This window comes from Synechocystis sp. PCC 7339, from assembly GCF_019924095.1.
Classification (GTDB): domain Bacteria; phylum Cyanobacteriota; class Cyanobacteriia; order Cyanobacteriales; family Microcystaceae; genus Synechocystis.
Genome location: NZ_CP063659.1, coordinates 905,613 through 930,016, shown reverse-complemented (window position 1 = coordinate 930,016; position 24,404 = coordinate 905,613). Strand labels below are relative to the sequence as shown.

Below are 24,404 nucleotides of genomic sequence, written 5' to 3'. Positions count from 1 at the left end.
TATTTATGCTAATTGTATAGACAAAGTTTTAAAACCGATGGGGAAAGGCCGTCTGGCTAGTTAATAAAAATTCATACGGTTTAGGCCAGGGAATTAAACATCGTCACTGCCGGCTCCCTGCTGTTGGTAGAGGTAATAGTAACGTCCCTTGAGGGCCATTAATTCTTCATGGCTACCCTGTTCCACAACGGAACCTTGGTCCATCATAACGATTACATCGGCACTCCGGACGGAACTAAGGCGGTGGGTAATAAAGAAAACCGTGTGTTCCCTAAAGGCATCACCCAAGTTAATGCAAACCTGTTGTTCGGTGATATAGTCCAGGGCACTGGTGGCCTCATCCAAAACTAAAATACGGGGCCGTTGCAACACCGATCTGGCGATGGCAATCCTTTGCCGTTGTCCCCCGGACAGGGTAGCCCCCCGCTCCCCGACCCTGGTGTTATAGCCGTTGGGTAAGGTCATGATGAAGTCGTGGGCAGAGGCTACTTTGGCAGCGGCAATAATTTGCTCTGTGCTGGCATCGGGGTTGGTGAGGGCAATGTTTTCCTGCACCGTACCCTCAAAGAGCAAGGTTTCCTGGGGCACTACCCCCACCTGGCGACGGAGGGAATAGAGTTCCACTTTGCCAATATCAAGGCCATCTACCAAAATCCGCCCCCCTTCCGGTTCGTACAGTCGGGAAAGCAGTTTGGTCAGGGTACTTTTGCCAGCGCCACTCTGCCCCACCAGGGCCACAAAGGTGCCAGGGGCAAAGGAAAGATTGATGTTATTCAACTGCAGGGGGCCCTGTTTTTTGAACCGGAAGCTGACGTTCTCAAACTTCACCTCGCCGGCAATTTCTGGCATGGGGATGTTTTGGCGATCGCGCTCCGATTCTTGGGGCGTATCAACAATGTCCGCTAACCGTTCCAAAGACAGGGCGGTTTCTTGGAAGTTTTGCCACAGTTGGGTCAAACGCAGAATGGGGGAGGTCACGTAGCCGGCAATGATCCGAAAAGCAATTAATTGACCCAAGGTTAAATCCCCGTCCAGCACTAGGGATGCCCCCACCCAGAGCACCAATAAACCGGATAGCTGGTTGAGAAAATGACTGGAGGAACTGGCTAAGGTGGAAGTAATAACGGTGTTGAAACCGGCCCCTACGTAACGGGAATATTTGTCCTGCCATTGCCAGCGGGAGCGCAACTCAATGTTTTGAGCTTTAACGGTCTGAATACCGGACATCACCTCCACTAGGTAGGACTGGGTTTGGGCATTCCTTTCTGCTTTGAGCCGCAATTGCCTCCGGATCAGAGGAGAAAATACCAGGGTCAAAACGACAAAAATAGGCACAATTCCCAGCGCCACCGCCGTCAACAGGGGGCTGTAGATAATCATGACGACGATATAGACCACAGAAAATACTGAGTCCAGTACCACCGTCAGGGCAGTACCGGTTAAAAATTGGCGGATATTTTCCAATTCGTTGACCCTAGTGGAAATTTCTCCCACTGGGCGATTTTCAAAGTAACGCAGGGGTAAGCGCAATAGGTGGTCGATGATTTCCGACCCCAAACTCATATCGATGCGATTGGTGGTGTCTACAAACAAATAGGTTCGTAAGGTGCTCAAGAGCGCCTCAAAAATGGCGATCGATACTAACGCAATACCCAACACCTGCAGAGTATCTTTGCTGTTTTGCACAATCACCTTGTCGATGATGATTTGGATCATCAAGGGATTGGCTAGACCAAATAGTTGGACAAAAAAGGAAGCCACAAACACCAACAGGAGAATATGGCGATATTTCACCAACGCTGGCCAAAACCAACTCAGACCAAATCTCTGTTGCGGAGTGTCCTTGGAGGGATGCATCATCAGCACCTCCCCTTGTCCCTCTTCTCCCCAGGTTTCGAGAAACTCGCTGGTGTTGCGTTTGACTAGGCCCAGCTCCGGCACGGCAATTTTCACTTCCCGATCGCCAACTTCGTACACCAAGGCGAGGCTATCTTGCCAGCGGATCAGAAAAGGAACCTGCATTTGTCCAAAAACACCGGTGGGAATGCGTACTAACTGACTAGTCAAGCCCATCAATTCGATGATTGCCCCACAAATGGGTAAGGAAAGGGCCTCACTTCGCTTAATTTCTTCGGTGACGATCCGTTGAATAATATCCCGGCGGAAAGGCATACCGAAATATTGACTAATCATCTGGAAGCAGGCTACCCCGGCATCGGTGGGATTTTGCCCCCGCACAATGGGATAGTTTTTGCGTCCAGATTTGACTACAGTGGGCTCGGGTAGTGGTTCCCCCAACTGGTTCGGGTCTGCATAGGGAATGTCATCCCAGGGGGAATCCTCCGGAGCAAGGGGGGTCACTGTCGCTAGGGGCACTTCTCCATGGCCATTGCCACTACCATTACTCTTCTGTCCAGACCCCCCAGGGTAAAACCGGGGCAAGGGGGGGATGCCAATCAGACGCACAGGGGTTTGGGCTTTAAGTAGAAGGGGAGAATCTGAAGCCGGCAGGGCACTACCCCGGGGACATTGTTCCAATTCCCCACTACTCACTAACCAGAATTTCTCCGGATCGGGCAAGTTGCTGGGCAGATTATGGCTGCCTGGTTCCAACTGATGCACCTGGCTGTGGGGCAACATCTCTAGGGTGAGCTGGCGCAAATCCACATTGCCTTGGGCGGTGCGCTGCAGTTGTTCTCCTAATAAATCGAACAGTTCCACCCGACCGCACTGGTGGCGATAAACCCTGGTCAGTTCCGGATATTTATCCACCAAAGCCAAAAACTCGTCCCTGGTTAGGCTGGCACAAATGGTTTCCGTCGAGGCGATCGCCGTTTCACAGGGGACATTTCTGATGGCATTGTTATCGCCGATCACCGCCCCATTCTGGAGCAAAGCCATGGTGGCAGGGTAACCAGTGCCGGGGTCATAACCTAGTAATCTTGCCTGGCCACTAACTAAAAAATAAACATTGTTGGCCAACTTTCCCCGGGCCAGGATTATCTGTCCCATGCGAAACCTTAACGGCCTTAGTTTTGCCGCTATCTCGGCGATCGCCGGTGCAGGAAGTTGAGCAAAGGGTTCAATTTCCTGTAAAAAGGATTGATAATCGGCAATGGTCAGACTCATAGCAACAAATAAAAGGACGGGGAAATTTGGTTTGGCAAATAGCTGAGCGACAATTAGCGACGGCTTTAGATATATTGAAACATCTTCACTTTTCAACCAACGCTTGGGCCGACGAAAAGCCAGGCAGTGCCCCTAGGGGTCTCCACTTCCCCCCAGACATTACAACAGATCGGACTTTTTTCACCAGACCTAGTTCCTAGTTTGCCCCAAAAAAAGTTTGGTAAAACCACTGTCTTCCAATCGAGAAATTATCCCAAGGGAAGAAATTAGACCCAATTGATTGACCCTGTTCGTCGTCCAGGGGGCAATAAATATCGTACAATGAAGGGTCTGAAATTTTTTGTTCCTTGCCCAGCATGAAAGCCCAATCAGAACCTCGGTTTGATTACGTCAAAATTGCGATCGCCTCCCCCGAAAGGATCCGTCAGTGGGGAGAACGCACCCTACCGAACGGCACCGTAGTGGGGGAAGTGACCAAACCCGAAACCATTAACTACCGGACCTTAAAGCCGGAAATGGACGGTCTGTTCTGTGAAAAAATCTTCGGCCCTTCCAAGGATTGGGAATGCTGGTGCGGCAAATATAAACGGGTGCGGCACCGGGGCATTGTCTGTGAACGCTGTGGCGTAGAAGTAACGGAATCCCGGGTCCGGCGTCACCGCATGGGCTATATCAAATTGGCCGCCCCCGTCACCCACGTGTGGTATCTCAAAGGCATCCCCAGCTACCTCAGTATTCTGTTGGACATGGCCCTGCGGGATGTGGAGCAAATTGTTTATTTCAACGCCTATGTGGTGCTCAACCCCGGTAATGCCAGCAATCTGCAGTATAAACAACTGTTGACAGAAGACCAGTGGGTGGAAATCGAAGACCAGATTTATGCCGAAGATTCGGAACTAGAAGGCATCGAAGTGGGCATTGGTGCTGAGGCAGTGCAACGGCTATTGGCGGAATTGCAACTGGAGGAAGTGGCAGAAAAGCTACGGGAAGAAATTCTAGCTAGTAAAGGGCAAAAGCGGGCCAAGCTCATTAAACGTCTGCGGGTAATTGATAATTTCATCGCTACCCACTCCCAAGCGGAATGGATGACCCTGGATGTGATTCCTGTTATTCCCCCGGATCTACGCCCCATGGTGCAGTTGGATGGGGGTCGGTTTGCCACCTCTGACTTAAACGATCTTTATCGGCGGGTAATCAACCGTAATAACCGTCTGGCCCGTTTGCAGGAAATCCTCGCCCCGGAAATTATTGTCCGTAACGAAAAACGGATGCTCCAGGAAGCAGTGGATGCCCTCATTGATAACGGCCGCCGGGGTCGCACGGTGGTAGGGGCCAATAATCAAGCCCTTAAATCTCTCTCCGATATTATCGAAGGTAAGCAGGGTCGTTTCCGTCAGAACCTCCTGGGTAAAAGGGTCGACTACTCCGGTCGTTCCGTCATCGTGGTGGGTCCCAACCTCAAAATTTATCAATGTGGCCTACCCCGGGAAATGGCGATCGAACTCTTCCAGCCCTTTGTGATTCACCGTTTGATCAAACTAGGTATTGTCAACAACATCAAGGCAGCCAAGAAGTTAATTCTCAAGGGAGATCCCCAAATTTGGAGCGTGCTGGAAGAAGTAATTACCGGCCACCCCGTCATGCTCAACCGGGCTCCCACCCTACACCGTTTGGGTATTCAGGCCTTTGAACCAATTTTGGTGGAGGGGCGAGCCATCCAACTCCATCCCCTAGTATGTCCCGCTTTTAACGCTGACTTCGACGGTGACCAAATGGCGGTACACGTGCCCTTGTCTCTGGAAGCCCAATGTGAAGCCCGGCTATTAATGCTGGCCTGCCACAACGTTCTTTCCCCTGCCACTGGTAAGCCTATTGTGGCGCCATCCCAGGACATGGTACTGGGCTGTTATTACCTCACAGCGGAAAATCCCAACGCCCAGAAGGGAGCAGGACGTTACTTTGCCGGTATTGAAGACGCTCTACGGGCCTACGACCATGGCCAGGTGGATCTCCACGCCCAAATTTGGATTCGTCACCTGGATGAAGAGGTGGTGACGGAAAAACCAGATATGGAAGTTCTCAAAACCGAGGAATTGGGAGATGGCACGGTGATGAAATATTACCGGGAAAGGAAAGTACGGGAAGCAGCGGACGGGGAAATTATCACCCAGTACATTCAAACGACTGCGGGGCGAATCATTTACAACAAAACGATCGCCGAGGCGTTGGTCTTCTAAAGTTGGCCAAAGCCATTAGTTAGTTAGTTTATCCAGCCGTTTAACTTTTCAGAGTTGCGGCTGTTTTTTTTGTAACGGAAAGGATTAAGGATTAATCCAACTCAAATTCATCTTGCCACTGTTGGTCTTGGGGCCGTTGGGGCTGGGCTGTTTTAGCTAAAACGAAATTTTCCAACACTAAGTAATCCATTTCCGTCCGCATAAAGCAACGGTAGGCATCTTCTGGGGTGCAAACAATGGGTTCCCCCCGCACGTTAAAAGAAGTGTTAACCAAAACCCCACAACCAGTCAAGGCTTCAAATGCCTGCAGCAACTGATAATAACGGGGATTAGTGTCCGGGTGGACGGTTTGAATACGGGCAGAATTATCAACGTGGGTAATGGCGGGGAGTTGGGAGCGGGGAATGTTTAATTTTTCGATGCCAAATAACTGCTCCTGCTCTAGGGTCAACGGCAAACGCAGTTTTTCTTGCACATCGGCCACAATCAACATGTAGGGACTGGGTTGGTCCAAGACAAAATAATCCCCTACTTTTTCCGCCAACACCGAGGGGGCAAAGGGTCGAAAAGATTCCCGGTATTTAATTTTCAAATTCATCACCGATTGCATGGTGGTATTGCGGGGATCCCCCAGGATCGACCGCCCCCCCAAAGCCCTGGGTCCAAATTCCATGCGCCCTTGGAACCACCCCACCACATTGCCTCCGGCGAGGATATGGGCCACTTTGTCGAATAAATCCCCGTCGGGATAATAGTCGTACACTGCTTGCACGGTAGGGTCTTTGAGATAGGCTTCAATGTCTTCGTTACTGAAACGGGGTCCTAGGTAGGAACCGGCCATGGCGTCGGGCTGTTGCACTGTCCTATCATTTTGCAAATACTCGTACCACACTGAAAGGGCAGAACCGATCGCCCCCCCTGCATCCCCGGCGGCGGGTTGAATCCAAATATTTTTAAATTTGCCTTGCCGCATTAAACGGCCGTTGGCCACACAGTTGAGGGCGACCCCCCCGGCTAAACAAAGATTTTCTAAGCCCAGTTCTTCGTACACCGTATTCCCGAGGCGGAGTACCACTTCCTCTGTCACCACCTGAATGGAAGCCGCAATGTCCATTTCCCGCTGGGTTAAAGGGCTCTCTGGCGATCGCCGGGGTGCGCCAAACAGGTCGGCAAACTTTTTATTGGTCATGGTTAGACCGGTAGCATAGTTGAAATAGGCCATGTTGAGGCGAAACGTACCATCGGCCTTCAAGTCCAACAGGTTATTCAAAATTAAATCCACATATTTCGGCTCTCCGTAGGGAGCCAAACCCATGAGCTTATACTCGCCGGAATTAACCTTAAAACCCGTGTAGTAGGTAAAAGCGGAGTAGAGCAGACCGAGGGAATGGGGAAAGTGAATCTCCCAATGGGGGGTTAATTGATTACCGTGGCCAGACCAAAGGGAAGTGGTGGCCCATTCCCCTACCCCATCCATGCACAACACCGCCGCGTCGGTGAAAGGGCTGGGGAAAAAGGCGGAGGCGGCGTGGGATTGGTGATGCTCGTTGAATAGTAGGGGAGGTAACTCTTTAGTCTGACAGTCGCCCAGTTCCGCCAAGGCTTTTTTCAACACAGTCTTGAGATAAAGTTTTTCCTGCAACCAAACGGACATGGCCGCAATGAAAGACCGCAGTCCCCTAGGAGCAAAAGCCAGGTAGGTTTCCAACAACCGTTCAAAGGTCACCAAGGGCTTTTCGTAAAAAACAATGTAATCTACTTCCCGGAGGCTAATTCCTCCTTCGGCGAGGCAATAGTTGATGCCCTGGGTGGGAAAAGCGGCATCGTGTTTTTTGCGGGTAAATCTTTCTTCCTGCACCGCCGCCACAATAACGCCATCTTTTACCAGGGCCGCCGCACTGTCGTGGTAATAAGCAGAAATGCCAAGAATGTGAGTCACGTTAAACTATCCTGACCAAAGGGAACACTAATGTCACTGTCAATTGATTGCCTCGTATAATAACTTGGGTTGGGAACTAGACTAATCGCCAATTCGTTTATCTTTGACCAGGAGTCAGGACCATAGGCCATGCTGAAAAATTTCTACTCGCTGTTGGGCACCCTAGTGGGGGTGGGTTTGGTTCTTTCCCCGGCGATCGTTGTCCAAGCACAAACGGATCCGTTCCCCGCCAATGCCACCTTTTTCACCGGCACTCCCCCCAGTTTGGCCGATGTGGATGCCAGCTTCAACGGCGTTAACACTCCCAACAGCAGATATTTTTTTAGCATTAGCCTACCTGCGGGGGAAATTGAGCCCCTCGGCAAATTGGTGCTGCATCAACAACCCAATCCTTCCCCCATCAGTCTGGATTTAAGCCAAACGGAAGTATTTTTGGGCATGCCTTCCCAGCGGGGCAACGATTTGGCCAGTTCTGCCGTTTCCACCAGTGGCGACTCCCAAACCGTTGTGGTGCAATTTGATCCCCCCATTGCCCCCGGCAACACCGTCACTATTGCTTTGCTGGCGGAGCAAAACCCACAGGTGGAGGGGGTTTATCAATTCCGGGTACAGGCTTTTCCCCCAGGGCCAGCCCCCGTCGGTTTGGATTTAGGGGTGGGGCGGTTACAATTTTACGAAAATCGCTAGCCCAATGATCACCTCCGCCAATCTGATCCGAATCATTTTTCCCTTTTATGACCCTGAGGTACTGCGGTGGTCGGGGGAAGCCCGTTTGATGCGGACGTTGTTTTTCGCCTGGATGGCGATCGGGGTGGTGGTGCTATTCTCTGCTTCCTATGCGGAAAGTCTGGATACCAGTGGCACGGGTCTGAGTATTATCCTCAAACAAATTGCTTACCTCTGGCTAGGGCTAAATATTTTTAATTTTCTGGTGCGTTTGCCCCTCCAGGTCTGTCTTAAGCTGGTGCCCTGGTTTCTGGTTGTCGTTTTACTGCTGATTTTTTTGACCAAAAGCGGTTTGGGGGTGGAAGTGAATGGGGCCCGTCGCTGGATTAGTTTGGGGCCAATCTTGGTCCAACCGTCTGAGTTTATGAAGCCCTGCTTGGTGCTCCAATCCGCTAACCTGTTCGGAAATTGGCACCGTTTTCCCTGGCGATCGCGCCTCATATGGTTGGGCATTTTTTGTCTCACCCTGGCGGGCATTTTGCTCCAACCCAACTTGAGCACCACCGCCCTTTGTGGCATGGGTTTATGGCTGATTGCCCTGGCCTCCGGTCTTCCCTGGGGTTATTTAATTTCCACTGCCCTATTGGGGATAACCACCGCTGTAACCAGCATTTCCATTCGGGACTATCAACGGGCCCGGGTTACCTCTTTCCTAAATCCCTTTGCCGATCCAAGGGGCGATGGCTATCAGTTGGTACAAAGTTTATACGCGATCGCCTCTGGAGGGATTTTAGGGCGGGGATTTGGCATGTCCCAGCAAAAGTTATTTTATTTGCCCATTCAAACCACAGATTTCATTTTTGCTGTCTTTGCAGAGGAATTTGGGCTGGTGGGTTGCATTGCTTTTCTGCTTTTCCTCGGCTTATTTGCCACCATGGGACTGCGGGTGGCTATGCGTTGTCGCCATCGGGTCAAGCGGTTAATTGGGCTGGGGGTGGTGATTTTTTTAGTGGGCCAATCTTTGCTCAATATTGGCGTGGCCAGCGGCGCCTTACCCACCACCGGTTTACCTTTGCCCTTTTTTAGCTATGGTGGTAGCTCCTGTCTATCAAGTTTGGTCATGGCGGCCCTGCTGGTACGGGTGGCCAGGGAGAGTAATGAAGCGGAAGTAATTCCCCTAGGGACAAAAACTGCTCCAGCCATTTAATTTTCGATTTTTATTCAAACTGCTATGGCGGGTAAAACCATTGGGGTAGTGGCGGCGGGCCATGCCCAAACGGCGGAAGCGGGCAAACTGATGCTGGAAGAGGGGGGCAATGCCTTCGATGCGGCGATCGCCTCGGTGTTGGCGGCCTGCGTGGTGGAGTCGGGTTTAACTTCCCTGGGGGGAGGGGGTTTTCTGTTGGCCCAGACCGCGGCCAGGAAAAGTTACCTGTTCGATTTTTTCTGCCAAACGCCCCTAGTCAATCCAGGGGAAAAAGCAGTGGACTTCTACCCTGTGGCCCTCAACTTTGGGGGAGCTTGGCAAACTTTTCACATTGGAAAAGGGGCGATCGCCGTGCCGGGGATGGTGGCGGGGTTGTTTGCAGTACACAGGAGACTGGGGCGCTTACCTTTCAACGCCTTGATTGAACCAGCGGTGGCATATGCTCGCCAGGGGTTTACCCTCAACCGTTTCAATGATTTTACCAATCATCTGTTGGAGCCGATTCTGACCCAACAGGAGGAAGGCAGACAATTTTACGCCCCCCAAGGAAAAATTCTCCGCCAAGGAGAAAAGGCCTATCTGCCCCAGTTTGCGGACGTGTTGGAAAAATTGGCCCGTTACGGCCCGGATTGGTTTTACCGGGGAGAGTTAACTGAGTGGGTGCTGGCATCTTTGGGGGAAGCCAGTGCCTTAACTGCCAAGGACTGGGCCGACTATCAAGTGGCAATTCGTACCCCTCTGCGGGCCCAATATCGCCAACGGCAACTGTTAACCAATCCTCCCCCCAGTGCTGGAGGCATTCTCATTGCCTTTGCTCTGCAGTTGCTAGAAAAGTACGACCTCAGCCAATATCCTCTGGGTAGTGCGGCACAAATCCAGCTTTTTAGCCAGGTAATGGCCCTGAGCAACCGGGCCCGCCGGCAATATCTAGATGGCAATCTCCACTGCCAGGACATTGAGTCCAAATTTCTGGGCGGCGATCACCTAGTTTATAAATTAGAACAATCGAACTTTACCAACAAATTGGGTAGCACCACCCACATTAGTGTTTTGGATGGGGAGGGCAATGCCGCCAGTTTAACCAGTTCCAATGGGGAGGGGGCGGGGCATTTTATTCCCGGCACAGGCATTATGCTGAACAACATGTTGGGGGAAGAAGACCTCAGTCCCCAGGGCTTTTACCAATGGCAACTGGGGCAACGTTTATCATCGATGATGGCCCCCACTATCCTTTTGAACCAGGAACAACCTCAGTTGGTTTTGGGGTCAGGAGGATCAAATCGCATTCGCAGTGCCATTTTGCAGGTGGTCTGCCATCACCTCGATTACCAATTACCGTTAACCGAAGCAGTGGGGCAGGGACGTATCCATTGGGAGGCCCACAAATTGGATTTGGAGCCAACCCCTGTGGCTGACATTCTGGCCCAACTGCAATTTGACGATGGCACCCAGAGTACCCTCTGGACAGAACAAAATATGTTTTTTGGGGGAGTTCATGGGGTTGCCGCCACCGACGCTGGAGACCTGGAAGGGGTTGGAGATCCCCGGCGATCGGGGGCCGTAGCCTACAGTGTCGAATAACATTGGTTACAATTCTTAGGGCAATGCGGTAAGTTATTTAGCGAACAGCGTTTCCCCTTTTTGCGATTACGGCTGAGTTGTCTGGTCACATTCCCAATGAAATCAATCCATCCGCTCAAATTTTGGTCTTCTTCCACTCTGTTGTTGCTACTCAGCACCAGCGTCGGTGTCTTTTTGCCCGGCTTCAGTGGCGGCCAGGGGGCGATCGCCGTGGCCCAAAGTCCCGCCACCACTCCCGCTGAGAACCCTCTCCCATCGGTGGAGACAGGAACGGGGGGTAGCGCCAGTGAATTTGCTTTGCCTGAGTTGCCGCTCGCCATGCCCGATGAGCGTTTGAATCCTTCCGGTAATCCCCTCATGTTTCCCACCAAACCCGATGAGGTGGATACCACGGTACGGCAGGCCATTACCTTGGACGAAGCCATTGCTTTGGCTCTAAGGAACAATGAACAGCTACAGGAGGCCAAGCTATCCCTGGAGCAACAAGAGGCTGGTTTAATGGCTGCCCGGGCGGCCCTCTACCCCAATTTAGATACAGATTTCACCTTTAGCCGGGATAGTAGTGCAGCAGCCGAAGCCAACAATGCCCTCATTGCTAACCAGGATCAAACCACCACCGTCACCCCAGAATTACGCCCGGAAACCAGCACTAATGCGGTGGGCAATATTAACTTGACCTATAGCATCTATGCTGGTGGGGAAAGGAGCGCCCAAATTGCTAAGGCGGAGCAGTTGGTGCAAAACAGTCGTCTTCAAGTGGAAGTGGTGGCGGAACAAACCCGCTTTGAAGCTACGGATCGTTACTATGCTCTCCAGGGGGCTGACGCCCAGGTGGCGATCGCCCAGGCTTCCGTGGAGGATGCTTCCCAGAGTTTACGGGATGCCCGCCTTCTGGAACAGGCCGGTTTAGGGACTCGTTTTGATGTGTTACGGGCGGAAGGGGATTTGGCCACTGCCAATGAAGCTTTAACTAGGGCGATCGCCGATCAACGCAATGCCCGCCGCCGCCTGGCCCAACTGCTGAGTGTGGGGCAACGGGTGGAATTAACCGCCGCTGATGAAATTGTGGAAGCGGGAGATTGGAACTTACCCCTGGATGAAAGTATTGTCAAAGCCTATAAAAATCGGGCTGAGCTAGAACAACAATTAGTGCAAATTGAGGTGAGTGAACAGGATCGCTATATTGCCCTGGCGGCCATGAAACCCCGGGTGGATTTTCTGGCCAATTACACTTATCAAAACAATTTCGATAGCAGTGCCGGGCTAGTGGATGGTTATTCCTTTGCCGCCCGGGTACGCTGGAACTTTTTTGACGGGGGAAGGGCATTGGCTGAAGCCCGCCGGGCCGATCGCCAAATGGACATTGCCAAAACCGCCTTTTCCGAACAAAGAAATCAAATTCGCTTGGAGGTGGAGGAATCCTACTACACCCTAATTTCTAACAAAGAAAATATTGGCAGTACCCGCACCAACGTCATTCGTTTTGAAGAAGCTCTCCGTTTAGCCCGATTGCGTTTCCAGGCTGGGGTGGGGACTCAAACCGATGTTATTAATGCCCAACGGGATTTAGCCAACGCCCGGGGGCGGTTCCTGCAGGCAATTATTGGCTATAACCAGTCCTTAAACCAACTCCAGCGCTCCATTAGTAATTTGCCTAACAACCACCTCTTTGATGTTCAACCCTAGAGGGTATCTGCGAGATCGCAATTTGCTCCCTAATTCTGCTCCGCCAAGCTCCTCCATGGTGGCAGATTTTTCCCATGGGGCAGCCCAGGGGCATAATGTGAACCTGCCCTTTTTCCGAATCCATTTTCCCTATGGCCACCGACTTTGCTGAGCTAACATTGCAACAAGCGTTTGTTTTTGGGGTGCCGGTACACCTGTGCGACGACTATGGCCGCTGGCTGAAAAGTTGCCTTGCCCTAGGTCAGGGAGTCCACGTGGTCACGCTGAACTCGGAAATGGTGATGCTGGCTGAAAAAGAAGTGGCGGTACAACGAGTTATCCAGCAAGCGGAATTGGTGATTCCCGACGGTGCTGGAGTGACCATTTATTTAAAATTGGAAGGCATTGAGCAAAACCGTTGCCCTGGCATTGAACTGGCGGAAGCTATGGTGCGCCACATGGGCCAAAGCAAGGCTAATCAGGCGATCGCCTTTTATGGAGGGGCACCGGGCATAGCTGAGCTAGCGGCCCAACGTTGGCAAGGGAAATATCCAGGGTTAAAAATTTTGGCAAACCATGGTTTTTTAACTGAAGCGGAGCGGCAAGCTTGGCAACAAACCCTAGCCCGGGAACAGCCCCGCCTAATTTTGGTCGGTTTGGGAGTTCCTCGGCAGGAATATTGGATTCGGGACTATCGCCACCTTTGTCCCCAGGGCATCTGGATCGGGGTGGGAGGCAGTTTTGATGTGTGGTCGGGCACCAAGGAAAGGGCACCGGAATTTTTCTGTCGCCATAACCTGGAGTGGTTTTATCGACTATACCAAGAACCCTGGCGCTGGCGGCGGATGTTGGCCTTGCCCAAATTTTTCTTCCGCACCCTCATCCGTCGGTGATGGTTTTCCGGGGCAATGAGGCTGTTTTTTGATAAATATTGCTCCGAGGACGAAAAGGAGGAGAAATTGTGGATAAAGGTTACGCCTGGAGGAAATTGGGTTACATTTAGTAGGTATCGCCATCTAGATTGGTGTTGACTGCCAGGCGATCTTCCACACCTCGGGTTACGCTGACGAAATATTAAATTTTATTAACTTTTGCGGCTTATTTTCCAGTCCGTTGGTCATTTTGGTTGAGGAGTGTTCTGTGATGATTAACCGATCAATGAAATCTTGTTTATTAGCGGCCCTAGGGGGATTGCTAGTGGGGGGAATGGCCGCTCCGGCGATCGCCAACCCCGTTAGTATTGTCCCTGTTATGCCAACCCCGGCCCTGGACAAAGAAACGGCCCAGGCCAACTATGACCAGAGTTACCAAGCCTATACAGACCTTTTGGGGCAGGTCACCAGCATTAATCAGTTTCGGGATGTATCCCCCAACAATTGGGCCTACGAAGCACTGCGCAATTTAGTCGATAACTATGGCTGTATTGTTGGTTACCCTGATCGAACTTTCCGGGGCGACAGAGCTTTGACCCGCAACGAATTTGCCGCCGGTTTGAGCGCCTGCCTAACTCAGTTGGAGGCAAGGATGTTGAACTCCCGGCAACAGTTGGGGCAGTTTATGGAAGAAAAAGAAACGTCCCTCGCCGCTGGGGATACCCTGGAGAATGTTTTCACCCGGGCTTCCTACAATGCCACCGGGCGCTTTTACGACCTCACCAGTATTTCTGGCCAGGCTAATAAAATTTTCGGTTGGCGCAGTTGGCCCGGTTCCTACTTCGACAACATGATTGCCGAAGATGCGGCAGTGGTGGAAGCTGTTTATCATGATGCCCTCGAACAGCAAACCCGAGGCACTGTGATCCATACCAGGGATTTACCAGACCCTTTCAACCAGTCCCTGCTGGAAGATTGGTCTCAATACACCCGCTTTGGCAATCCCACACTGCCTCCCACCGCCCCCGGCTTTTAAGGTATTAACGCTCGTTTTCCTCTGAATTTATGTTTCTAACTGCTCTGCGGTCTTTCATTGTCATCCTGGCCATAACCTGTTTCTCCTTGGCGATCGCCATGCCCGCTTGGGCTTTGACGGAAGTGCCGCTGACGGAGATTGACTACAAGGCCTGTCCAGCAGACCTAGCAGAAGGCAATGTAGGCAGTGGTTCGAGCAATCCAGCTAACTGCTTTTTGGTAACGGGCATTGCCAATAATCGGACCGGGAAAACAGTGTATGATGCCGATGTTTTTGGCCGCATCTACGATGCCAACCATGAACCGGCCATGCAAAATCGCACCCGCTTGGGTAACATTGCTGAAATTCCCCCGGGAAAAAGCAATTTTGAGGTGCGTATCAACGTGCCTGCCCAACAACCCCTCCCTTTGCAGTTAGAACAGTTCAAAGCCTCGGGTTTTTCCGCTAAAATCCGTGGCCAGGCGCTGTAAACTTTGTTGACTTGCCTCCATTCGAGTCTCAGCCGGATTTTGGTTGACACTGAAGTTAACACTTTGTTGCTTGTTATTGACAGTGTTGGCCAGGACAGTACCATGGACTGATAGATTTTTTCCACCTCCCACCCTTACTCCTTAACAATTTTGTTTTATCATCGCCAGCGGTTACCGCAACCCCCATGTTTAGCCGTCTCACTAGCTTATTTAGCCGTAAATCCTCCGGGGTAGGGCTAGAAATCACCCCCGAAAGGGTTAATGTTGCCCAACTTACTTCCCAGGGTCAGAGCTATAAACTGAGGAAGTTTGGTCACGCTTCCATTCCGGAGGGGATTTTTGAGGAAGGGAAGATCGTTGATTCTCCAGCCTTGGCGGAAATTATTCAGGAACTGCTGAGCGAGCATAGTATTAACACCAAGCAGGTGGCCACGGCGGTGCCCATGCGGGAGGCTATCATTCGTATGCTGCCGGTGCCGGCGGAGTTGGACGAAAACGAGTTGCGGGACATGGTGCTGAACCACGAAGCGGCCCTGTATTTGCCCTACCCCCGGGAAGAAGTGGATTTGGATTACCAAAAACTAGGCTTGTTCGAGGATGAAGACGGCATCGAAAAGGTGCAGGTGTTGTTGGTGGCCACCCGTCGGGAGGTGACCGATTCCTATCTAGATACTTTTCAGCAGGCGGGGCTCCAGGTGGACGTGCTGGAAATCAATAGTTTTGCCCTAATTAGAACCATTCGGGAACAGTTGCGGCAGTTTGGTTCTCGGGAGGCGGCGGTTTTGGTGGATATTGAGTTCGACAGCACGGAAATTGCCATCATTGTGGACGGAGTGCCCCAGTTTTCTCGCACAGTCCCCATTGGCACTTACCAGATGCAGAATGCCCTTTCCCGGGCGATGAATTTGCCTCCTTCCCGCAACCCAGAAATTTTGCAGGGCATGACCATTCCCGTCACCCAGTTCGACACCATGAGCACCCAGGGCACAGCGGTTAATCCCGGCATGAATGCCCTAATGCGGGTCATGGGTGAACTAACCGACGAGCTGCGGCGGTCTATCAATTTCTACCTCAACCAGAGTGAAGAATTGGAATTGGTGCAGTTACTCTTGGCCGGCCCCGGTGGTGGTCTGATCCAATTGGATGAATATTTCACCCAACGCTTAAGTATTCCCACCGTCAGGGTCGACCCCTTTGAAGCTCTGGCGATCGACACTGATCAGAACTTTTCCGACGTAGAGCGTCCCAGTCTGGCCACGGTTTTGGGTTTGGGTATCCGGGAAGCCTAGCTCCTTAAATTTGTTCGCCGTGCCCACACTTGTTACTTCACTCCTCTCCCTTGTCCGATGCCATACTCCATTGAAACCCTCCCATGTATAGCCTAGACGTCAACTTTCTCAAGGACCGCAACTCTGACGTTGTTCGGTCCACCCAAACCACCAGCATTACCCTAGCGGGAGACGATCTACAGAAACAAATGCCGCTTTACATTGGGGCGGGGGTGATGGTACTCTTGCCTGCTTTGGCTGGGTTGGGGGTGCTGCTGATCAATTGGCAAAAGGGCGTTGCCCAGACCAATATTCAACAGTTAGAAACGGAGTTGACCCAACTACAGGGGGAACAGCAAAAAATCCAGGAAGTGCAAGCAAAAACAGCGGCGGCTCACCAGGATGCGGACGGCTTAATCGCTGTGTTTAATCAAATTAAGCCTTGGTCGGCTTTATTGCAGGAAATTACTAATCAGTTACCCCAGGAAGTACAGTTACAAAGTATCCAACAGGAAGGAAACTTGGTTACCCTGTCCGGATTTGCCGGGAACTACGGTGCTCTAAATGATTTCCTCCTCACTTTGCAGAGTTCAAAGTTTTTACAGGCTAATAAAACTCAGTTAATGACGGCCAATGCGGCAGCTTTACCCATTACTGGGGAAGGCACAACAGCCCAAACTGGTGGAACAGAGGAACTAGAAGCGGATCAGGGCACTTCTACGGTTTTAATTCCAGCGGGGGTGAGCTACACCATCCAGACTGAGATCACTAATACCCCAGATAAGGATCTGATGACAGCATTAATTAAAAATGGGGCGGCGGGTTTAGTGGCCCGATTTAAATTTTTAGAACTCAAGGGGGTATTGGATCGGCCAGCGGATGTACCGGATGTTCCCCCTCCCCCGATTGTGGAACCAACAGGGGATGCTCCTCCACCAGAGACCTCAAACTAGCAACCTTATTACCAATTGCGACTGAACTTTGTTTTTAGAGGGGTGTTATGACTAGCTACAGTGAAGAGTATTCGTCAACAACGACAATTATTGATGAGGAGTTTGACGCCGGGGGCAATTATCCGACGGCATTTGGGATAACCTTTACCCCCCAGGTAAGTGGCATTAGTCTAGGGGTTCTTGGCTTACTGGCCATGGGCTATGTGCTGCTCAATTTTTTCATGCCAGCTTTGGGGGAATATCAACAACTCAAGCAGGATGAACAAGCGAAGCAGGCCCAGGTTGATCAGCAATCCCCGGAAGTGTTGATGCGCCTTTTGGCCAATGCGGAGGTGCAGTTACAAGAAGCGCAGCAAAGAAAGGCAACAGTGCTAGAACTCTATGCCAATAGCGAAGATTTGAACACAATCTTGTATAACTTCAACACTTTATTTGTCAATAGGGACATGAGGTTATTGAGTTTTTTGCCCCAGGGAGAGCCGGTGGTAATTGCTGATGATAGCCTGGGGGCAAACGTTAATAATCGGCTAAAGCGGCAAACCTACACCATTTCCATGGCCGGTGGCTTTAGCCAAACTTTAGCTTTAATTAGGGACATTGAAAGGCTACAGCCGCTGATTTTAATGAAAAATTTGCGGACTAGCTTGGTCAACCCAGAATTTCCAGTCAATGTGGTTAGGGATGGGGACACTGTGCAAGTACAGACCGATGCGTCGGATACTCTGACTACAGATTTAACTTTGGAGGTGTTTATGCCATTAACCCCTGAGGAGATTGCCGCCCTGACTCCCCCGCCGCCGCCACCGGGCCAGGAGGGACAACCCCCAGCGGAAGGAGAAACGCCTCCGGCTCCCTAGTAGGCGATTTTACTGATAAATTATCGCTAACGGTCTTACGGTTTTTGAATAATTATTCAATAATTGATTTTAATTGGTGTGTGAGGAGCAATTCTGTGAAAAATTTTCGGTTTTGGTTAACGACGGAAATGGTAGCCTGCTGTTTACTGGCTATGGCCCCTGCCCAGGCGGAAACTCTGCCCCAGTCGGACACATTTGGCGCAAATCTAGAAACGGCGATCGCCAGTGACTTGAGTCGAGATTGGCTAAAATTTGACAAAATTCTGGAGCAATCCCTCAAGCAAAAAGAGGATATTGATTCTTGGTCACCATCATTGGAGTTGACCCAGACCAAATCTCTTGTCAAGCCAGAGCAAAAGTTAACGAATATTGAGCTGCTAATACAGGAATTGGAAGCTCTATCCGATCCTTTAGCCTTGAACTTTCCAGAACCTAACCAGACCAGTGTTGCTCAAATGGCTCCCTCCAGCCGTCCTATGCCCCCCCTCCAGCGGGCAGTGGACAAGTCATGTTTCCCAACCCGGAAATTATTATTCAACAACAGGGTGGTGCTCCCCAGGGAGGAGCGAGGGTAGGTAATCCCAATATTTTGTCCCCCGCTGTGCCAGTGGCTCCCGTCCGTTCCAGGGCAGTGCCACCACCGGTGGGGGATTTGGCTATTTCCAATATCAACGCTTCCTTCGACATGATTGATCTTGGTCAAAGGGGCCAGGTTAACGTGCCAAGTTTAGTGCTAAGGGAAGCCCCCGCCAGGGAAGTGCTGGCAGTGTTGACTCGTTATGCCGGCATGAACTTGATTTTCACTGATAATCAAAGCAATGAAGGGACTCCCACTCCCGGCACTCCTCCCGGTGGACAGGATGCTCCCCCGCCCAATCAGTCAACTATCACCTTAGATATTCAAAATGAGAGCGTTCAGGATGTCTTTAACTATGTTCTGATGGCATCGGGGCTAAAGGCCAGTCGTCGGGGTAATACCATTTTCGCGGGTGCTAGTCTACTGCCTTCTGCCCGGAATATTATCACCCGCACCATCCGATTGAACCAGGCTAGCGCTGAATCCGTAGCTAGTACTTTAGCTTCCCAAGGGGCTGAAGTAAATATTCTCTTTGAAGGCCAAGAAGATGTTCAACTCGCGGAGAACGCTCCACCAAGAGTAATCAAACAGCCCCCCACCCTAGTCCCTTTAACTGTTCAAAAACCAGCCAACGATTCTTCAGTTTTAATTCTGGAAGGATTAGTAGTTAGTACAGACCCCCGTTTAAATACAGTAACTTTGGTGGGTGAACCCCGTAATGTGGAATTGGCTAGCTCCATGATCACGCAGATGGATGCTCGCCGTCGTCAAGTAGCAGTTAACGTCAAGATTATTGACATCAACCTTAATAATATTCAGGATTATGACAGTAGCTTTTCCTTTGGTATAGGGGATAGTTTCTTTGTTCAAGACAGCGGTAGGGGGATAATGCGTTTTGGTGATACTGCTCCGGTTCAGGAAATTGACATTAACAATCCGTTAGGGCGAGTTACTAATCCCCCTGCCATCGTCAATCCATTTTTTAATGGTCCCGGTGAAGATGTTTTCTTTGACCTTAGTAGACTAACCAATATTGAAACTCCCCTTGGTACAGGGACAATTCCCCTTAATTTCTTCACATCAGGATCGGGAGCTATTTCCAATAATCCACTATTCACTGGGGTTACCGACTTTCCAATTGCGGAGGTTGATCAAGATGGCATTTTAACAGTTACTTATCCCGAGTTTGGTCTGCCATCTTTCTATCAGTATCCGAAGAAATTCCAGGCACAAATTGATGCCCAGATACGCAGTGGTAATGCCAAGATCCTCACTGATCCAACTCTGATTGTTCAGGAAGGGGAAGCGGCCCAAGTTAAACTAACGGAATCCGTCATTGCTAGTGTCGATACCCAGGTTGATACCCAAGGAAACACCGCCGTCAGGACCATTACGCCAGTTTTGGAAGATGTTGGGCTAACGCTAAATGTCATCGTTGACCGAATTGATGACAATGGCTTTATTACGTTGCGGGTTAATCCAATAGTTGCATCTCCGGCTGGCACAGAAAGATTTGATAGTGGTGCTGGCGCCATCAACGAAATCACACTAATAAACAAAAGGGAACTTACTTCCGGTGTAGTTCGGCTGAGGGATGATCAGACATTCATTCTATCTGGCATTATTTCGGAACTTCAACGTTCTACCACAAGTAAAGTTCCAATTCTGGGAGATTTACCGGTGATTGGGGCATTGTTTCGGCAGTCCACAGACACCACGGACCGTTCGGAGGTTATTATTCTCATGACTCCCAAAATTATTCATGACAGTACGGAAGCTCAATTTGGTTTCCGCTATAATCCCGATGCGGCGACAGCGGAATTTTTGCGACAGAAAGGATTCCCGGTTCAAGCTCAACCGTAATCAATCCCCCAGTCCCCCCTTATTAAGGGGGGACTGGGGGATATACATCAACGGGAGACTAAGGTGTTGACCAGCCGTTCCAGAATGTTAACTCGATAATAGAGTTTGCAAATCTGGGATAGCTGGTTTTCTTTTGCTTGATGATTTTTGAAAACAATAATGTTGCCGTAAACACTTTCGGGGGGGAAAAGTTTATCCAACTCGGATATTTCCAGTTGATTAAGATCAAAAATTATTTCTTGGCAGTTTGGAGCGAAATCCAACAAAATTCCTTGGCCGTAACCCAGAGTTTTTAACAATTTCAGAATATTTAATGTATTTTGAAAAAATTCTGGAGCCCAGCCTTTTTGATTTTGCCCACGGTTTACTCCACCGCCGTACTCAAACATCACCACAGCGGGTAGAAGCTTTTCTTCTATATTTTCTAGCTGTTTAATTACAGCCCATTCCCAACCTTCAATATCTAATTTAAGACAAGTTATTTGCTTAATTTGTTGTTGATCTATTAATGTTTGCAGGGTGATAGTTTTTACCTGACGAGCCTGCCCAGAAGCACCAAACCATTGGGGGGAAAGGGAACTGAAATTACTGTTAAAAATTCCAGCAAATTTGCCTACATAAAGAGTTTGTTCCCCATTTTGATCGGACAAACAAACTGGCAAGAGAGTTAACTTGGGATGTTCTGCTAACTTTTTTAACGCCTTCACTGGTAAAGGCTCGATCGCCAAACTGGTGAAATTCAACTCAGCAAAAATCTGACAATAGAAGGCAAAGGTTCCTACCCCGACATCAATGCAAACTCCCTGGCGCTGGGGATCAACTTCCGGTAAAAGTTGGGTTAATAGGGCTTGGCAACAGGGTTCAACACGCATAAGTGGGGTTTAAAAGTTATTAATCAGGACGTAAAAAGAGGGCATTGAGATAGCGAACATGGCCATCGGCAGCGACCACTTGATCCAAGTTGCCAGCATAGCGTAGTCCGAGATTGTCCAACAGTGGGAAAATATCTCGAAATTGGCATTGTCCCTCATACAGGCCATCTAGGGAAATTTCTAAAATACAGGCCTTGGCTTGACCCAAAGTTTTTTTTCCGCCCTGAATTACTCGGTCTTCATAACCCTGTACATCGATTTTTACCAATAATTCCGGCAGTAATTTTCTTTCAAATTGTGCCATTTCCCTATCAAGGGTTGATTGGTGGACGATAATTTTTTCCTGCTCCCGCACCATAGGATACAAACTTTCGCAAAGCGCCGTGGTTGGCAAGAGGGATGAAGAAGCGGTAAACAGCACATGGCTATTAATTTCCAACTCATTCACCCGATCACCGAGGGCCAAATTGAAAGTACGAACCCGGCTTTGCTGGCGATCGCCCCATTGCTGGAGTTGTTGGTAGGGGAGGGGCAAAGGTTCAAAAGCAAAAATTTGGGCTTGGGGAAAATAACGGCGCATTTTCTCGGCAAATTGTCCCTTGTTGGCCCCAATGTCGATAATAGTTTGGATATCTAACTGCCTGATTCCCAACAGTCGACTGTCCCAACTCGGGGTCAGTAAATTGCCCACCAAGTTAAAAAAATTATCACTACAACGGCGAAAAAAAGGACTACTCAGTAGCGTATTGGCTCTGGGGTTGTTATTTGGCATTACCCTGGAAAAGTTGAAATAAAAGACAAAATAGATGGTTTGGACATTACTGCATAGTCGGCTCCATCAATGCTTGCAAAAGCGATTTTCCGAATTAAAAGCAAGTCGCATCCTCGTAGCTGTATCGGGGGGACAAGACTCACTCTGTTTACTGCATATCCTTAACGATTTAACCAAGCAATGGCAGTGGCATTTGGCTGTAGCCCACTGTGACCACCATTGGCCCACCGATGAAGGTATTGCGGATCACGTAAAGCGCCTAGCCCAAGGTTATAAATTAACCTATTTCCAACGGGATGCCCAAGATTTACCCCAAACGGAAGCGGCGGCCCGCCATTGGCGTTACCAGGCCCTAACGGCGATCGCCAAAGCAGAAAATTTTCCAGTGGTAATGACGGGGCATACCCAGAGCGATCGGGCAGAAACACTACTTTTTAATCTAGTGCGGGGTAGTGGCAGTGACGGTTTGCAGTCTCTAGATTGGGTTAGGAATTTAGATGTGTGTAAAACAGATAACCCAAAGATTAAGTTAATTCGACCTCTCTTGGAAATTAGTCGTCAAGAAACGGGGGATTTTTGCCAGGAACAAAAGTTACCAGTGTGGGAAGATATGCTTAATAACAAATTAACCTATAGTCGTAATCGTATTCGGCAAGAATTGATTCCTTACTTGCAAAAAAACTTCAATCACCAAGTGGAAAAAAACTTAGCCCAAACTGTGGAATTATTAACAGCAGAAGTAACTTATTTAGAACAAATTAGTGAAGAAATTTATCAAACCCTTGTCCAATCGGATCAAAAAAGCCTAGACCGTCGTCTGCTCAGTCAACAACCGTTAGCTTTGCAACGGCGCATTATTCGCCAGTTTTTACAATCTTGTCAATCTAGTGCAGTGAATTTTGAGCAGATCGAACAGATTGTGAATTTAATTAATGCCCCTAACCGTTCCCAAACTTCCTCTCTACCAAAGCAAGGAATAGTGAGGGTGGAAGGGGATTTTTTAAGGTATCTAAACTATTGATTAATTGATTAATCCACCCTAGAGTCTGTCTTTCAAAAGCCCATGGCCTTAGCAACCACATCTAAATCTGGTTTTAACCCAGCCTTAACTTCATTGCCGCTGTTATTGACCGCACAATCTGGATCTTTCAAACCGTTGCCAGTGAGCACACAAACCACCGTGGCTCCGGCGGGGACTTCATCTTTCCGTTTCAACAAACCGGCCACGGAAGCAGCACTGGCGGGTTCACAAAAGACCCCTTCTTCAGCGGCTAGGATGCGATAGGCTTCTAAGATTTCGGCGTCGGTGACGGGGTGAAATTCCCCATTACTGGCTTTGGAGGCGGCCCAGGCTTTTTCCCAGTTAGCAGGATTGCCAATGCGAATGGCGGTGGCCAGGGTTTCAGGGTGACTGATAGGGTGACCTTCAATAAAGGGGGCGGAACGGGCGGCTTGGAAGCCCATCATACGGGGGAGGCGATCGCCTTTGCCCAATTCTTTGTATTGACAGAAACCCATCCAGTAAGCAGTGATGTTACCCGCATTGCCCACGGGGATACAAAGCCAATCGGGGGCTTGGCCGAGGACATCGACAATTTCAAAAGCGGCAGTTTTTTGACCCTCCAAGCGGTAGGGATTAACGGAATTCACCAGGGTAACGGGGTAATGTTCCGACAATTTACGTACTGTAGTCAAAGCATCATCAAAATTGCCGTCAATGGCAATTACTTCCGCCCCGTAAATTAAAGCCTGACCTAGTTTTCCTAGGGCAACATAGCCATCGGGAATAATTACAAAAGCCCGCAACCCAGCCCTTCTGGCATAGGCCGCCGCCGCCGCTGAGGTGTTGCCCGTGCTAGCACAAATTACTGCTTTGGCCCCTGCTTCTTTGGCCTTGGAAATGGCCATGGTCATGCCCCGGTCTTTGAAACTGCCAGTGGGGTTCAGACCGTCGTACTTGACAAATACCCGCACGTCCTTGCCAATGCGTTTGGCGATCGCCGGGGCAGGAATGAGAGGAGTATTGCCCTCCAACAGGGTCACCACCGGAGTTTGGTCGGACACCGGCAAATAGGGACGATAGGTTTCAATCAATCCACGCCAACGACAGGCCGAACTCTGGGGACAGGCGGGGGTAGCACTGGGCAACACTGTCGAATTTGGGGCGGATGGAGGCATAGTGAAAGAATGACAAAAAATCATGGGGGGCAATGGCCCAAGGTTCCATTCTACAAAACAGCGGGCACTGAAATATCGATCACCTCAGAATTGGATTATTGCCCAAACGATTAATAAACATAGATTAAACGTATAGTCCAGGCCTTGGTCTGTCCTGGTTGGGATCCTATAATCAGGAAAATTGGCAAAATGCCCCCAGGCGATCGCCCACAAGTCCGGTAAGCTTGACCCAGGTATAACCCTTTCTGGTGCAACACCGCTG

The 24,404-nt window shown here is 50.0% G+C and carries 19 protein-coding genes; 14 read left to right on the top strand and 5 right to left on the bottom strand.

What is annotated here, in order from left to right; genetic code table 11:
* Positions 1 to 93: 93 nt before the first annotated feature.
* Positions 94 to 3,129 (bottom strand): peptidase domain-containing ABC transporter, encoded by a 3,036-nt coding sequence (locus tag IQE94_RS04315; protein ID WP_223342779.1) that lies wholly within the window; start codon positions 3,127 to 3,129, stop codon positions 94 to 96.
* A 356-nt stretch (positions 3,130 to 3,485) separates the two neighbouring features.
* Here IQE94_RS04315 and rpoC1 point away from each other — a divergent pair, with 356 nt between their 5' ends.
* Positions 3,486 to 5,366 (top strand): DNA-directed RNA polymerase subunit gamma, encoded by a 1,881-nt coding sequence (rpoC1, locus tag IQE94_RS04310; protein ID WP_223342778.1) that lies wholly within the window; start codon positions 3,486 to 3,488, stop codon positions 5,364 to 5,366.
* Positions 5,367 to 5,457: 91 nt separating this feature from the next.
* On the opposite strand, the gene IQE94_RS04305 is transcribed toward rpoC1, so the two are convergent.
* A complete protein-coding gene (locus IQE94_RS04305) occupies positions 5,458 to 7,305 on the bottom strand; it encodes a carbamoyltransferase (protein ID WP_223342777.1) in 1,848 nt (615 codons plus the stop codon).
* Positions 7,306 to 7,434: 129 nt separating this feature from the next.
* On the opposite strand from IQE94_RS04305, the gene IQE94_RS04300 reads away from it, so the two are divergent.
* The 12 genes from IQE94_RS04300 (at position 7,435) to IQE94_RS04245 (ending at position 20,320) form a co-directional block, all read left to right on the top strand.
* Positions 7,435 to 7,992 carry a DUF2808 domain-containing protein gene (locus tag IQE94_RS04300; protein ID WP_223342776.1) on the top strand — a complete coding sequence of 186 codons (558 nt, stop codon included), beginning with the start codon at positions 7,435 to 7,437 and terminating at the stop codon, positions 7,990 to 7,992.
* 4 nt (positions 7,993 to 7,996) lie between these two features.
* Complete coding sequence (locus IQE94_RS04295; RefSeq protein WP_223342775.1) at positions 7,997 to 9,178, top strand: FtsW/RodA/SpoVE family cell cycle protein; 1,182 nt, start codon at positions 7,997 to 7,999, stop codon at positions 9,176 to 9,178.
* A 24-nt stretch (positions 9,179 to 9,202) separates the two neighbouring features.
* The gene (ggt, locus tag IQE94_RS04290) at positions 9,203 to 10,759 is read left to right on the top strand and encodes a gamma-glutamyltransferase (RefSeq protein ID WP_223342774.1); all 1,557 of its coding nucleotides are present in this window, start codon (positions 9,203 to 9,205) and stop codon (positions 10,757 to 10,759) included.
* Between the two features lie 96 nt (positions 10,760 to 10,855).
* Positions 10,856 to 12,445, top strand: a complete 1,590-nt coding sequence (locus IQE94_RS04285; protein WP_194013668.1) for a TolC family protein — start codon at positions 10,856 to 10,858, stop codon at positions 12,443 to 12,445.
* Positions 12,446 to 12,576: 131 nt separating this feature from the next.
* The gene (locus tag IQE94_RS04280) at positions 12,577 to 13,317 is read left to right on the top strand and encodes a WecB/TagA/CpsF family glycosyltransferase (protein WP_223342773.1); all 741 of its coding nucleotides are present in this window, start codon (positions 12,577 to 12,579) and stop codon (positions 13,315 to 13,317) included.
* 250 nt (positions 13,318 to 13,567) lie between these two features.
* Positions 13,568 to 14,332, top strand: a complete 765-nt coding sequence (locus tag IQE94_RS04275) for an iron uptake porin (protein ID WP_212716367.1) — start codon at positions 13,568 to 13,570, stop codon at positions 14,330 to 14,332.
* A 29-nt stretch (positions 14,333 to 14,361) separates the two neighbouring features.
* Positions 14,362 to 14,802 carry a hypothetical protein gene (locus IQE94_RS04270; protein ID WP_194013672.1) on the top strand — a complete coding sequence of 147 codons (441 nt, stop codon included), beginning with the start codon at positions 14,362 to 14,364 and terminating at the stop codon, positions 14,800 to 14,802.
* 185 nt (positions 14,803 to 14,987) lie between these two features.
* A complete protein-coding gene (gene pilM / locus IQE94_RS04265; RefSeq protein ID WP_194013674.1) occupies positions 14,988 to 16,091 on the top strand; it encodes a type IV pilus biogenesis protein PilM in 1,104 nt (367 codons plus the stop codon).
* Between the two features lie 83 nt (positions 16,092 to 16,174).
* The gene (locus IQE94_RS04260; RefSeq protein WP_212716365.1) at positions 16,175 to 17,023 is read left to right on the top strand and encodes a PilN domain-containing protein; all 849 of its coding nucleotides are present in this window, start codon (positions 16,175 to 16,177) and stop codon (positions 17,021 to 17,023) included.
* Positions 17,024 to 17,070: 47 nt separating this feature from the next.
* Positions 17,071 to 17,880, top strand: coding sequence for a pilus assembly protein (locus IQE94_RS04255; RefSeq protein ID WP_212716363.1), 810 nt, complete (start codon positions 17,071 to 17,073; stop codon positions 17,878 to 17,880).
* 95 nt (positions 17,881 to 17,975) lie between these two features.
* A complete protein-coding gene (locus tag IQE94_RS04250; protein ID WP_223342772.1) occupies positions 17,976 to 18,455 on the top strand; it encodes a hypothetical protein in 480 nt (159 codons plus the stop codon).
* Positions 18,389 to 20,320: a type IV pilus secretin PilQ gene (locus tag IQE94_RS04245; protein ID WP_223342771.1), complete on the top strand. Its 1,932-nt coding sequence runs from the start codon at positions 18,389 to 18,391 to the stop codon at positions 20,318 to 20,320. The genes IQE94_RS04250 and IQE94_RS04245 overlap by 67 nt, the downstream gene beginning before the upstream one ends.
* A 47-nt stretch (positions 20,321 to 20,367) precedes the next feature.
* On the opposite strand, the gene IQE94_RS04240 is transcribed toward IQE94_RS04245, so the two are convergent.
* Entirely contained in the window at positions 20,368 to 21,192 is an 825-nt protein-coding gene (locus tag IQE94_RS04240; protein ID WP_212716360.1) for an FkbM family methyltransferase, read from the bottom strand.
* 19 nt (positions 21,193 to 21,211) lie between these two features.
* Entirely contained in the window at positions 21,212 to 21,964 is a 753-nt protein-coding gene (locus tag IQE94_RS04235) for an FkbM family methyltransferase (protein ID WP_212716358.1), read from the bottom strand.
* Positions 21,965 to 21,998: 34 nt separating this feature from the next.
* On the opposite strand from IQE94_RS04235, the gene tilS reads away from it, so the two are divergent.
* Positions 21,999 to 22,985: a tRNA lysidine(34) synthetase TilS gene (gene tilS, locus IQE94_RS04230; protein ID WP_223342770.1), complete on the top strand. Its 987-nt coding sequence runs from the start codon at positions 21,999 to 22,001 to the stop codon at positions 22,983 to 22,985.
* Between the two features lie 32 nt (positions 22,986 to 23,017).
* Here tilS and thrC read toward each other — a convergent pair whose 3' ends face one another.
* Entirely contained in the window at positions 23,018 to 24,166 is a 1,149-nt protein-coding gene (gene thrC / locus IQE94_RS04225) for a threonine synthase (protein ID WP_212716353.1), read from the bottom strand.
* Positions 24,167 to 24,404 lie beyond the last annotated feature (238 nt).

Excerpts from the sequence above, each read along its gene's own strand:
- rpoC1 (WP_223342778.1), top strand. The coding sequence starts at position 3,486 with ATGAAAGCCCAATCAGAACCTCGGTTTGATTACGTCAAAATTGCGATC.
- IQE94_RS04260 (WP_212716365.1), top strand. The coding sequence starts at position 16,175 with ATGTATAGCCTAGACGTCAACTTTCTCAAGGACCGCAACTCTGACGTT.
- IQE94_RS04240 (WP_212716360.1), bottom strand. The coding sequence starts at position 21,192 with ATGCGTGTTGAACCCTGTTGCCAAGCCCTATTAACCCAACTTTTACCG.
- IQE94_RS04285 (WP_194013668.1), top strand. The coding sequence starts at position 10,856 with ATGAAATCAATCCATCCGCTCAAATTTTGGTCTTCTTCCACTCTGTTG.
- IQE94_RS04245 (WP_223342771.1), top strand. The coding sequence starts at position 18,389 with ATGTTTCCCAACCCGGAAATTATTATTCAACAACAGGGTGGTGCTCCC.
- IQE94_RS04255 (WP_212716363.1), top strand. The coding sequence starts at position 17,071 with ATGACTAGCTACAGTGAAGAGTATTCGTCAACAACGACAATTATTGAT.
- IQE94_RS04280 (WP_223342773.1), top strand. The coding sequence starts at position 12,577 with ATGGCCACCGACTTTGCTGAGCTAACATTGCAACAAGCGTTTGTTTTT.
- pilM (WP_194013674.1), top strand. The coding sequence starts at position 14,988 with ATGTTTAGCCGTCTCACTAGCTTATTTAGCCGTAAATCCTCCGGGGTA.
- thrC (WP_212716353.1), bottom strand. The coding sequence starts at position 24,166 with ATGATTTTTTGTCATTCTTTCACTATGCCTCCATCCGCCCCAAATTCG.
- IQE94_RS04315 (WP_223342779.1), bottom strand. The coding sequence starts at position 3,129 with ATGAGTCTGACCATTGCCGATTATCAATCCTTTTTACAGGAAATTGAA.
- IQE94_RS04300 (WP_223342776.1), top strand. The coding sequence starts at position 7,435 with ATGCTGAAAAATTTCTACTCGCTGTTGGGCACCCTAGTGGGGGTGGGT.
- ggt (WP_223342774.1), top strand. The coding sequence starts at position 9,203 with ATGGCGGGTAAAACCATTGGGGTAGTGGCGGCGGGCCATGCCCAAACG.
- IQE94_RS04275 (WP_212716367.1), top strand. The coding sequence starts at position 13,568 with ATGATTAACCGATCAATGAAATCTTGTTTATTAGCGGCCCTAGGGGGA.
- IQE94_RS04270 (WP_194013672.1), top strand. The coding sequence starts at position 14,362 with ATGTTTCTAACTGCTCTGCGGTCTTTCATTGTCATCCTGGCCATAACC.
- tilS (WP_223342770.1), top strand. The coding sequence starts at position 21,999 with ATGGTTTGGACATTACTGCATAGTCGGCTCCATCAATGCTTGCAAAAG.
- IQE94_RS04295 (WP_223342775.1), top strand. The coding sequence starts at position 7,997 with ATGATCACCTCCGCCAATCTGATCCGAATCATTTTTCCCTTTTATGAC.
- IQE94_RS04235 (WP_212716358.1), bottom strand. The coding sequence starts at position 21,964 with ATGCCAAATAACAACCCCAGAGCCAATACGCTACTGAGTAGTCCTTTT.